Raw genomic sequence first — 11,930 nt, 5'->3', positions numbered from 1 at the left:
GCGCGGGGAACTGCGCGACAGGCCACGACGGCGCCGCAGAGGAATTCGGTCCCATCGGCCAAGCGCCCGCCCGGGGCGCCGCAGCCATGAGGCCCGGCTCTTCCGGTAGCAAAGACACATGGTGGTCCTCGTAGCGCTCGGCGCGTTCCTCATGACGCTGGTCGGCGGCTGGACGGCACAACGCGTGACGGACCGCCGTCACCTGGTGCTGGGCCTGGCCGGCGGCCTGATGCTGGGCGTGGTCGGCCTCGACCTGCTGCCGGAGGCCCTGGCGGTGGCCGGCGACGAGGTCTTCGGCGTACCGGCCGCACTGCTGCTGTTCGTCGCCGGTTTCCTCTTCGCCCACCTGGTGGAACGCCTGCTGGCCGGACGGCAGGCCGCACACGGGGCGGAGGAGCACAACGGCCGTACGCCCCAGGTGGGCCTGACGGCCGCCGCGGCGATGGTCGGGCACAGCGCCATGGACGGCGTCGCGATCGGCGCGGCCTTCCAGGTCGGCGAGGGCATGGGCATCGCGGTCGCCCTCGCGGTGATCGCCCACGACTTCGCGGACGGCTTCAACACGTACACACTCACGAGCCTGTACGGCAACGCCCGCCGACGCGCGCTCGCGATGCTGTTCGCGGACGCGGCGGCCCCGGTCGTGGGAGCCGCCTCCACCCTCCTGTTCACGATCCCCGAGGGCCCCCTCGGCTGCTACCTCGGCTTCTTCGGCGGCGCACTGCTCTACCTCGCCGCCGCCGAGATCCTCCCCGAGGCCCACCACGAACACCCGGCCCGCCCCACCCTGCTGTGCACGATCGCCGGAGCGGCCTTCATCTGGCTGGTGGTGGGCCTGGCGGAGTGAACGAAAACCTGCGCATCCTCTGAAGCCGCTCACAGCTTCCCACCGCGTCCGCCGTCGCGCCGGGCCGGCGCGATGAGGGTGGAGAGGTAGGGCAGAGGCCGGCCGTCCAGCTCGGCGGCGGCCCGGATGGACTCCTCGGGCAGCCCCAGCGCGGACCCCCACACCGCGTCCTCGATCCGCCCGGTCTCCCGCAACGCCTCGACGACGGCCTGCGCCTGCCGCCCGAACTTGTACGCCACCACGGTCCCCGGCCCGCTCAGGGCGTCCTTGAGCACGGCCGCACCAGCCGTGACCGGCACGAGCGTGAGCGGCTCGGTCCCCTCGGTCAGCACAGCACCGGAGCGCGCGGCGAGGTCCTGCATCGCGGTGATCCCGGGCACGGTCTCGATGACGGTCCCCGGCACCAGCTCCCCGATGGTCTGGGCGAGATAGGTGAAGGTGGAGTACACGTTGGGGTCGCCGATGGTGGCGAAAGCCACGGAGGAGTGCTCCCTGAGCAGCTGGGCGACCCGCCCCCCGGCGGCGTCCCAGGCGGCCTCGCGCCGCCCCCGGTCGGTCCGCTCGTTGAGCGCGAACACGACACGTACGACCTTCTCCGCGCCCACGTAGTGCAGCACGGTCGCCTCGGCGCGCCCTTGGTCCCCCGTGTCCATCACCGGTACGACCACGACGTCGGCGGCGCGCAGAGCGTTGACGCCCTTGACGGTCACCAGCTCGGGATCGCCCGGGCCCACCCCGACTCCGATCAACCTGCTGCTGCTCATGACGTCCGGCACCTCTCCACGAACCGACGGGCGACACCGGGCTCCGACGCCCAGTGCGTGTGCAGATAACTCGCGTGCACACCTCGCTGTACAAAACCTTCGACGCGCGGCCGAGGGGACCGGACCCCCCACGCTGGAGCCGCCCCGGCCCCCGGCTCGACCACCGTCCGGTGAAACTCGTGCCCCCGCATCCGCGTTCCGGCCGGCGCGAGCACACTGTCGCTCACGGCCACCGCGTCCCGATACCCGAGCGTCAGCCGCTCGTCCATCCTCGCCGCCGCGTCGAGCACCCCACACATCGGCTGCCCGTCCAGCTCCCGGCACAGATAGAGCAGCCCAGCACACTCGGCCGCGACCGGAGCCCCACCCAGCACCAACTCCGAAACAGCCTTCCGCAACGCCTCGTTGCCGGACAACTCGGCGGCATACACCTCCGGAAACCCACCCCCGATGACCAGCCCGGTCGTCCCTTCAGGCAGCCCCTCATCCCGAAGCGGATCAAACACGACGACCTCGCCCCCGGCAGCGGCCAACAACTCCGCATGCTCCGCATAGGAGAACGTGAACGCGGCCCCACCGGCAACAGCGATCACGGCCGGCCCTTCCAGCCCGTCCGGCGTCCGAGGAGGGGAGTCGCCATCCCGATCCCTCACCCCAGCCCCTTCCAGCCCGTCCGGCGTTTGAGGACAAGGCCGTTCAGGCCGAAAGCGGGGGTCTGGGGGCGCGGCCCCCAGGGTTGGGAGGGGAAGGGGCGGCGGGGGCGAGAAAGCCACGGCCTCAGCCGCATCCCAACCCGCCCCAGACAACGCCCCCGCACTACGCGCCAGCGCGACCAACCCTTCCAGATCACACCCCGCCCCCACCTGCGCACCCATCGCCGCCACAGCCTCCACCGCGGCGGCCCGCCGCTCGGCGACCGGCACCAGCCCCAGATGCCTCCCCGGCGTATCCACCTGAGCAACCCGCCGCAACACCCCCAGCACAGCCACCCCGGCCGACTCCAACGCCTCCCGCAACAACTCCTCGTGCCGGTCCGACGCGACCTTGTTGAGAATCACCCCACCGACCCGCACCTGCGGATCCCAGGACGCGAACCCATGCACCAGTGCCGCCACGGACCGGGACTGCGACGAGGCGTCCACGACAAGCACCACCGGCGCCCGCAGCAACTTCGCCACATGCGCGGTGGACGCCAGCTCACCCTCCCCCGCGGCCCCGTCGTACATCCCCATCACCCCCTCGACGACAGCGATGTCACACCCACGCGCCCCGTGCGCGAACAGCGGCGCGATCAGCTCCGCCCCACACAGATACGCGTCGAGATTCCGCCCCACCCGCCCGCTCGCGAGCGCGTGATACCCGGGATCGATGTAGTCCGGCCCCACCTTGTGCGGCGACACGACGAGCCCCCGCGCGGTGAACGCGGCCATCAACCCCGTGGCCACGGTTGTCTTGCCACTGCCCGAGGAAGGCGCGGCGACGACCAGCCGAGGGACGGAAGAAGTCACCACTCGATGCCCCTCTGCCCCTTCTGACCGGCGTCCATCGGATGCTTCACCTTGGACATGTCGGTCACGAGGTCGGCGATTTCGACGAGCTTCTCGGGCGCGTTCCGCCCGGTGATCACGACGTGCTGGGTCCCCGGCCGATTCCGCAGCACGTCGACGACCTCATCGGTGTCGATCCACCCCCAGTGCATGGGGTACGCGAACTCGTCCAGCACATACAGCTTGTACGTCTCGGCGGCCAGGTCCCGCTTGACCTGCGCCCAGCCCTCCCGGGCCTTCTCCTCGTTGTCCATCTGGGAGTCCCGCTGGACCCAGGACCAGCCCTCACCCATCTTGTGCCAGCCGACGGACCCGCCCTCACCGCTGGCCCCCAGCACCCGCAGCGCGTTCTCCTCGCCGACCTTCCACTTCGCCGACTTGACGAACTGGAACACCCCGATGGGCCACCCCTGGTTCCAGGCCCGCAGCGCGAGCCCGAACGCGGCGGTGGACTTGCCCTTCCCGATACCCGTGTGCACGACCACAAGAGGCCGATTACGACGCTGCCGCGTCGTCAGCCCGTCGTCCGGCACCACACTCGGCTGCCCCTGAGGCATTACGCGGCCCTCCTCTGTACGTCCTTCACCAGACCGGCGATGGAGTCCGCCCGAAGCTCGTCCAACGTCACCGCCGTACCACCCAACTCACCCGCGAGCTGCCCGGCCAGCCCCAGCCGCACGGGCCCCGACTCGCAGTCGACCACCACGGAAGCGACCCCGTCGGCGGCGAACAGCCGAGCCGCCCGCCCGGCCAGCGCGACCGGCTCGGGCCCACCCGTGGCCCGCCCATCGGTCACCACCACGACCAGCGCCCGCCGCGCGGGATCGCGCAGCCGCTCCACCCGCAGCACGTCGCGCGCCCGCAGCAACCCGGTGGCCAGCGGCGTCCGCCCACCCGTGGGCAACGACTCCAGCCGTACGGCCGCCGCGTCCACGGACGAGGTCGGCGGCAACGCCACCTCGGCGGCCGACCCCCGGAAGGTCACAAGACCCACCTTGTCCCGCCGCTGATACGCGTCGAGAAGCAGCGACAGGACAGCACCCTTCACGGCACTCATCCGCTGCCGCGCGGCCATCGACCCGGAGGCGTCCACGACGAAGAGCACGAGATTGCCCTCACGCCCTTCCCGGGTCGCCTGCCGCAGATCGTCCCGCCGCACGACCAGCCCCGGCCCCGACCGCCCCCGCGCCCGCTGATGCGGCGCGGCGGCCTGCACAGTGGCCGCCAGATGCAGCTTGGTCAGCGCCCCACGGGGCCGCCTGGCCCCGGTCGTCCGCCCATGCTCGGTCCGCGCCCGCGAACGCCGCCCGGCGGCGCCCTCCCCGAGCCCCGGCACACTCAGCACCTTCGTACGAAAGGGCTCGGCGGCCCGCACGGCGGACTGCTCGCCCGCACCGGCGCCGACGGGCTGCGGCTCCCCGCCCTCCCCGGCCTCGGGCTGAGCGCCGGCGTCACCACCCTGTGGCCCCTCGGGCTCCGAGGAAGGCGACTGCCCCCCACCACCGGGCCCGTCCGGACCGGGATCGGGGTCCTCGTCCTGCGACGACCCGCCGAACTCCTCCAGCGTCTCGTCGAGCTTGTCCTCGTCGAGCCCCGGCGCGTCGAACGGGTTCCGCCGCCGCCGGTGCGGCAGCGCGAGCAGCGCCGCCTGCCGCACATCCTCCGCGAGTACGTCCGTCCGCCCGGCCCACGCGGCCAGCGCGACCGCCGTCCGCGCCATCACGATGTCGGCCCGCATCCCGTCCACCTCGAAAGCCGCACAGGTCGCCGCGATCTGCCGCAACGCCCCGTCGCCCAGCCGCACGGACGGCAACAACTGCCGTGCGGCCACGATCCGTTGGCGCACGGCGGTCTCCTCGCCGGCCCACCTCTCCACGAACCCGGCCGGATCGTCGTCGTACGCGAGCCGCCGCCGCACGACCTCCACCCGCTGATCGGGCTCCCGCGAGGCGGCGACCTCGACGGTGAGCCCGAACCGGTCGAGGAGCTGCGGCCGCAGCTCGCCCTCCTCGGGATTCATGGTCCCGACCAGCAGAAAACGCGCGGCATGCCGTACGGAGACGCCCTCGCGCTCCACATACGAGGCACCCATGGCGGCGGCGTCCAGCAGCAGATCGACCAGATGGTCATGAAGGAGGTTGACCTCGTCGACGTAGAGAATCCCGCGATGCGCGTCGGCCAACAGCCCCGGCTCGAAGGCCTTCACACCCTCCGCGAGGGCCCGCTCGATGTCGAGCGCCCCGACGAGCCGGTCCTCGGACGCACCGACGGGCAACTCGACCATGCGGGCCGCCCGGGACTCGTAGGGGCCCCCGTCATGCGGCCCGTCCGGGCAGGCCGGATCGGGCCCGCCAGGATCACACGAGAACCGGCACCCGGCGACGACATCGACTGCGGGCAGCAGCGCCGAAAGAGCACGCACGGCCGTACTCTTCGCGGTGCCTTTCTCGCCTCGCACGAGCACGCCGCCCACCGCCGGTGACACAGCGTTCAGCAGCAGCGCGAGCCGCAGGTCGTCCTGGCCCACGACGGCCGTGAACGGAAAGGGAACACTCACTTCTCGTCGCCCTCCAAGTCGCCTTCGAGCTCCAGGTACGTGGCGCGCAACCGCTCCAGCGTGTCGGCGTCCGGCTCCGCCCAGAGCCCCCGCTCCGCGGCCTCCAACAGCCGCTCGGTGATGCCGCGCAGCGCCCACGGGTTGGACTTCTTCATGAAGTCCTGGTTCTCCGCGTCGAAGACGTACTCGGCGCTGAGCTTCTCGTACATCCAGTCGTCGACAACGCCCGCCGTCGCGTCGTACCCGAAGAGATAGTCGACGGTCGCCGCCATCTCGAAAGCACCCTTGTAGCCGTGCCTTCTCATGGCGCTCATCCAGCGGGGGTTGACCACGCGCGCCCGGAAAACCCTGTGGGTCTCCTCGCTCAATGTCCTGGTCTTCACCTGGTCGGGCGTCGCGCTGTCACCGACATACGCCTCGGGGGAGGCCCCCGTCAGATGCCGCACCATCGCGACCATGCCGCCGTGGTACTGGAAATAGTCGTCGGCGTCGACAAGATCGTGCTCCCGCGTATCGACATTCTTCGCCGCCACCGCGATCCGCCGGAACGCCGTCTCCATGTCCCCCCGAGCCGCCCGCCCGTCGAGCCCCCGCCCGTACGCGTAACCGCCCCAGACGGCGTACACCTCGGCGAGATCGGCGTCGGAGCGCCAGTTCCGGGCGTCGATCAGCGGCAGCAGCCCCGCCCCGTACGCCCCCGGCTTCGACCCGAAGATACGAGCCGTCGCCCGCCGCCGGTCCCCGTGCTCGGCCGTGTCCTCGTCGGCGTGCGCCTTCACGAAGTTCTGCGAGGCCGGCTCGTCCAGTTCGGCCACGGCACGCACCGCGTCGTCGATCAACCCCACCACATGCGGGAACGCGTCCCGGAAGAACCCGGAGATACGAACCGTGACGTCGACACGCGGTCGGCCCAGCTCCGCCGGCGGTATGATCTCGAACCCCGTCACCCGCCGCGACGCGTCGTCCCACACCGGACGGCACCCCAGCAGCGCCAGGATCTCCGCGATGTCGTCGCCCTGCGTACGCATCGCGGACGTACCCCACACCGTCAGCCCGACCGACCTCGGATACTCCCCGGTGTCGGCGAGATACCGCTGCACGAGCGAGTCGGCGAGCGACTGCCCGACCTCCCAACTCAGCCGGGACGGAATGGCCTTGGGGTCGACGGAGTAGAAATTGCGGCCGGTGGGGAGCACGTTGACCAGGCCGCGCGTCGGCGAACCGGACGGACCCGCCGGCACATACCCGCCCTTGAGCGCCTTGAGGATGTGGTCGATCTCGTCCGTGGTCTTCGCCAGCCGCGGCACGACCTCGTCGCACGCGAACTCCAACACCGCGACGGCGTCCGGGAGTTCGACGCCGAGCACGCCGCGTACGAGCGCCGGGACGACCGCGACGTCCCAGTCCCGCGCCTCCATGCCCTCGGCGACCCGCCGGCACAGCTGCTCCAGCAGGTCGATGGCGTCGGCCGCCGTACGGGCCGGCCCGTCCACCAGGTCGGTCAGCTCGGCCGGCACCTTCAGCGGCGCTCCGGGCTCGGCCAGCAACTCCTTCTCGACGAGCCCGAAATGGGCCGCGAAGGAGGCCCTGAGCCCCGGCAGCGCGTTCGCCTTCCCACCCCACACCTGCGAGGCGCGCAGCACGGCAAGTACCAGGTTGACCCTCGCCTCATCCACCGGCCCGCCACCGAGGATGTGCAGCCCGTCGCGGATCTGCACGTCCTTGATCTCGCACAGATAGCCGTCGATGTGCATGACGAACTCGTCGAAGGCGTCGTCGCCCGGCTGGTCGTCGACATGCAGGTCGTGGTGCAGCTCGGCCGCCGTGACCAGCGTCCAGATCTGCGCCCGCACGGCCGGCGCCTTCGTCGGGTCCAGGTCGGAGACCAACGCGTACTCGTCGAGCAGCTGCTCCAGCTTCGCCAGATCGCCGTACGTGTCCGCGCGCGCCATCGGCGGTACGAGGTGGTCGACGACGGTGGCGTGCCCGCGCCGCTTGGCCTGGGTGCCCTCGCCGGGGTCGTTGACGATGAACGGGTAGATGAGGGGGAGGTCGCCGAGGACGGCGTCCGGCGCGCAGCCGCCGCTCAGCCCCAGCCCCTTGCCCGGCAGCCACTCCATCGTGCCGTGCTTGCCCATGTGGACGATCGCGTCGGCGCCGAAGGAGTTGTCGAGCCACCGGTAGGCCGCCATGTAGTGGTGCGAGGGCGGCATGTCGGGGTCGTGGTAGATCGCGATCGGGTTCTCGCCGAAGCCACGCGGCGGCTGGATCATCACGACGACGTTCCCGAACTGGAGGGACGCGAGCACGATGTCGTCCCCGTCGACGTACAGGTTGCCCGGCGGTTCGCCCCACGCCTGAAGCATCCCGTCGCGCAGCGCCGGGTCGAGCGTGTCGAACCAGGCCCGGTAGTCGGCGAGCGGCACCCGCGCGGGCGCGGCGGCCAGCTGCTCCTCGGTCAGCCATTCGACGTCGTGGCCACCGGCGTTGATGAGCCGGTGGATCAGCTCGTCACCGTTGTCCGGGTGGCCCTCGACGGCGTACCCCGCGTCCCGGAGCGCGTCCAGCACCCGTACCGCCGACGCGGGCGTGTCCAGACCCACCGCGTTGCCGACCCGCGAGTGCTTGGTCGGGTAGGCGGTGAAGACGATGGCGAGCTTCTTCTCCGCGTTCGCCAGGTGCTTCAACCGTGCGTGCCGTACGGCGATTCCGGCGACCCGCCCGGCCCGCTCCGGGTCGGCGACGTACACCGGTACGTCGTCGGGGCCCTGCTCCTTGAAGGAGAACGGGACGGTGATGAGCCGCCCGTCGAACTCGGGGATCGCGACCTGCATCGCCGCGTCCATGGGGGAGACGGCGGCGTCCGACGCGGCCCAGGCCGCGTGCGAGGAGGTGAGGCAGAGTCCTTGCAGGACGGGGACGTCGAGGTCGGCGAGCGCCCCGATGTCCCAGGCCTCCTCGTCACCGCCGGCCGACGCCTGCGAGGCGTGTGTGCCGCCGGAGGCGAGCACGGTGGCGACCAGCGCGTCCGCCGTGGCAAGGATCTCGTACAGTCCGGGATCGGCGCCGCGCAGCGAACCGCAGTACACGGGCAGGGCGTTGGCCCCGTGTGCCTCGATCGCGTCGCACAGGGTGTCCACGAAGGCGGTGTTGCCGCTCAGCTGGTGCGCCCGGTAGAAGAGCACCCCGACGGTGGGCCGTCCCCCGGTGAACTCCCGGTCCCCGTGCACCCCGTACTCGGGCATCTTCTGCGGCTCGACGAACCCCTCACCCGTCAGCAGCACGGTGTCGGACAGGAACCGCGCCAGCTCGGTCAGGTTGGCCGGCCCGCCCTCCACGAGATAGCGCAGGGCCTCCGCCACGACACCCGCGGGCACCGACGACTCGGCCATCAGCTCGGCGTCGGGCACGCTCTCGCCCCCGAGCAGCACGGTCGGCACCCCCGAGGCCTTGAGCGCGGCGAGCCCGTCCTCCCAAGCCCGCTTGCCCCCCAGCAGCCGTACGACGGCGATGTCCGCGCCCTCGACGAGCGCGGGCAGCTCCTCCGCCACGTCCACCCGGGTCGGATTGCCGATCCGGTACGAGGCGCCGGCGGCGGCCCGGGCCGCCAACAGGTCCGTGTCGGCGGTGGACAACAACAACACAGTGCTCATGCGGGCGCTCCCGGTGGGATGAAAGGCAGTCCTGTCGGCGCGCCCGACTCGATGAGCCGCCAGAGCGCGTCGGTGTCCGCGTGCTGTTCGATCAGATCGCCGAGCCGGTCGAGCTGCTCCTCGCGCAGCGCGGCGAAGGAGGTGTCGGCGGCCGGTACGAAGCGGCGGCCCGCGGCGGCGGCCACCTCGCGCAGGAAGGCCCGCCGGAAGCCGTCCGACTCCAGGGAGCCGTGCCAGTGCGTGCCCCAGGTCTGCCCGACCCGGCAGCCGTCGAGGAAGGGTTCCCCGCCTTCCACGGAGGCGACCCCGTGATGGATCTCGTACCCCTCGACCCGCGCCCCGAGGGCCTCGCCGACGGGCCGGGTGAGGGTCTTCTCCAGGGCGAACCGGACCCGTACGGGCAGCAGTCCGAGCCCGTCCACCCGGCCGCGCCGGCTCTCGACGTCGTCCTCGATGTGTTCGCCGAGCAGCTGGAAGCCGCCGCAGATGCCGAGCACGGGCCGCCCTTCGGCCGCCCGCCGCACGAGAGCGTCCGCGAGCCGCCGTTCGCGCAGCCACTCCAGGGCCCGGACCGTGCCCCGGGTGCCGGGTACGACGACGAGGTCGGCGTCGGCGAGCTCCTCGGCCCGGTCCACGAACCGCACGACGACACCGGGTTCGGCGGCGAGGGCGTCCACATCGGTGAAGTTGGACATCAGCGGGACCGCGCACACGGCGACCCGCAGCACGTCCTCACCGACGGGCGGCGCGACGTTCGCCTCCCGGACCGTCCCGCGCAGCGAGACCCTCAGCCCGTCCTCCTCGTCGATGCCGAGGCCGTGCCGGAAGGGCAGCACGCCGTACGTGTGCCGTCCGGTGAGCCCGTGCAGCATGTCGAGGCCCGGCTCCAGCAGCGAGACGTCGCCGCGGAACTTGTTGACGAGGAACCCGGCGACGAGGGCCTGGTCCTCGGGCGAGAGCAGCGCGACGGTCCCGAAGAAGGAGGCGAAGACGCCCCCGCGGTCGATGTCGCCGACGACGAGCACGGGCAGCCCGGCGTTCCGGGCGATCCCCATGTTCACGATGTCGGTCCGCCGAAGGTTGATCTCGGCAGGGCTGCCGGCGCCCTCACAGATCACCGCGTCATACGTGCCCCGCAACTCGGCGAGACAGTCCAGCACCGTCCCCAGCAGCTTCCGCTGCCGCCCGCCGTGGTAGCCGCGGGCACTCATCTCGCCCACGGCCTTGCCCAACAGCACGACCTGGCTGCTCTGTTCGCCGCCCGGCTTCAACAGCACGGGATTCATCAGCGCGGTGGGCTCGACCCGGCAGGCCTGCGCCTGCATCGCCTGGGCGCGCCCGATCTCGGCGCCCTCCTTCGTCACGAACGAGTTCAGCGACATGTTCTGCGCCTTGAACGGCGCGACCTTGACGCCCTGCCGCACCAGCCACCGGCAGATACCGGCGGTGACGACACTCTTGCCGGCGTCGGAGGTGGTACCGGCGACCAGCAACCCGCCACTCATGAAGCCCCCTTCACACACCGCGACCGCTGTGCCCACAGCGCCGGGCGCCTCGCCATCCGGTCCAGGAGCACGGCCGCCCCCGCACTGACCCCCAGGGCCAGCCAACTCACGCGCCGGGACAGCCGGACGGCCCGCTCGATGTCCCCGACGACGACGGCCCGCCCGTCCCCGTTCAGCACCGGCCGGTGCTCGATCCGGCCCCCGTACGACAGGGTCCCGCCAAGCCGCACGCCCAGCGCACCCGCGAACGACGCCTCCACCGGCCCGGCGTTGGGGCTCGGATGCTTCCCCGCGTCCGCACGCCAGGCCCGGACGGCACCCCGCGCGTTCCCGCCGGTGGCCGCGGCCAGCACCGCCGTGAGCCGGGCGCCCGGCCATCCCGCCACGTCGTCCAGCCGGGCGGACGCCCACCCGTACCGGCGATATCGCGACGACTTGTGGCCGACCATGGCGTCCAGCGTGTTGACGGCCCGGAACCCCACGAGCCCCGGCACACCGCCGACAGCCCCCCACACCAGGGCGCCGACCACCGCGTCCGACGTGTTCTCGGCGACGGACTCCACGACGGCGCGCGCGATCCCGTCCGCGTCGAGCGCCTGCGGATCCCGCCCGCACAGATGCGGCAGCCGCGCCCGGGCACCCGCGAGGTCGTCCGCTTCCAGGTACCGCCCGATGGCGCGGGCCTCCCGCCCGAGCGAAGTCCCCCCGACGACGGCCCAGGTGGCGGCGGCGGTCAACGCGACGGAGGCGGCCCGCGACGGCCGTACGGCGGCTGTGGCGACGGCCCCCAGCGCCACGGCGCCACCGGCGCACACAGCGGTGTGCAGCGCGCCCCACCCGCGGTGGTCCCGCCACAGCACCCGCTCCACGGCCCCGGCCGCCCGCCCGAACGCGGCGACCGGATGCCCCCGGCGCGGATCGCCGAGCAGCAGGTCACCGAGGAGTCCGGCGGCGGCGCCGTACGCGAAGACGCGATCGGCACGCATCGGTTCAGCCGATCGCGAGGTCGGGGTCGGGTGAGGGCCTGGTACCGAGACTCGAACGGCAGCCGCGCATG

General features: G+C 72.2%; 8 protein-coding genes. 1 reads left to right on the top strand and 7 read right to left on the bottom strand.

From position 1 onward, the window contains the following. The first annotated feature begins 118 nt into the window (after positions 1 to 118). Entirely contained in the window at positions 119 to 847 is a 729-nt protein-coding gene (locus I8N67_RS04975; RefSeq protein ID WP_200301342.1) for a ZIP family metal transporter, read from the top strand. A 29-nt stretch (positions 848 to 876) separates the two neighbouring features. Here the strand turns inward: I8N67_RS04975 and cobI are convergent, their stop codons facing one another. From cobI to I8N67_RS04940, 7 genes are read right to left on the bottom strand one after another with little or no spacing between them, the layout of a single operon-like run. Next, a complete protein-coding gene (gene cobI, locus I8N67_RS04970; protein ID WP_200301341.1) occupies positions 877 to 1,623 on the bottom strand; it encodes a precorrin-2 C(20)-methyltransferase in 747 nt (248 codons plus the stop codon). Continuing rightward, positions 1,608 to 3,119 (bottom strand): cobyrinic acid a,c-diamide synthase CobB, encoded by a 1,512-nt coding sequence (locus I8N67_RS04965; protein ID WP_200301340.1) that lies wholly within the window; start codon positions 3,117 to 3,119, stop codon positions 1,608 to 1,610. Before I8N67_RS04965 ends, cobI begins: the two co-directional genes overlap by 16 nt. Then, complete coding sequence (gene cobO / locus I8N67_RS04960) at positions 3,116 to 3,715, bottom strand: cob(I)yrinic acid a,c-diamide adenosyltransferase (protein ID WP_200301339.1); 600 nt, start codon at positions 3,713 to 3,715, stop codon at positions 3,116 to 3,118. Before cobO ends, I8N67_RS04965 begins: the two co-directional genes overlap by 4 nt. Beyond that, positions 3,715 to 5,715, bottom strand: coding sequence for a putative cobaltochelatase (locus I8N67_RS04955; protein ID WP_200301338.1), 2,001 nt, complete (start codon positions 5,713 to 5,715; stop codon positions 3,715 to 3,717). Before I8N67_RS04955 ends, cobO begins: the two co-directional genes overlap by 1 nt. Next, positions 5,712 to 9,368: a cobaltochelatase subunit CobN gene (gene cobN / locus I8N67_RS04950; RefSeq protein WP_200301337.1), complete on the bottom strand. Its 3,657-nt coding sequence runs from the start codon at positions 9,366 to 9,368 to the stop codon at positions 5,712 to 5,714. The genes I8N67_RS04955 and cobN overlap by 4 nt, the downstream gene beginning before the upstream one ends. Further along, positions 9,365 to 10,873, bottom strand: coding sequence for a cobyric acid synthase (locus I8N67_RS04945; RefSeq protein ID WP_200301336.1), 1,509 nt, complete (start codon positions 10,871 to 10,873; stop codon positions 9,365 to 9,367). The genes cobN and I8N67_RS04945 overlap by 4 nt, the downstream gene beginning before the upstream one ends. After that, positions 10,870 to 11,859 (bottom strand): cobalamin biosynthesis protein, encoded by a 990-nt coding sequence (locus tag I8N67_RS04940; RefSeq protein WP_200301335.1) that lies wholly within the window; start codon positions 11,857 to 11,859, stop codon positions 10,870 to 10,872. Before I8N67_RS04940 ends, I8N67_RS04945 begins: the two co-directional genes overlap by 4 nt. Between the last annotated feature and the right edge of the window lie 71 nt (positions 11,860 to 11,930).

The organism is Streptomyces adelaidensis, assembly GCF_016598475.1.
GTDB lineage: Bacteria > Actinomycetota > Actinomycetes > Streptomycetales > Streptomycetaceae > Streptomyces > Streptomyces adelaidensis.
The sequence above is the reverse complement of the archived record's forward strand: the minus strand, read 5'-3'. Positions and strand labels throughout refer to the sequence as shown.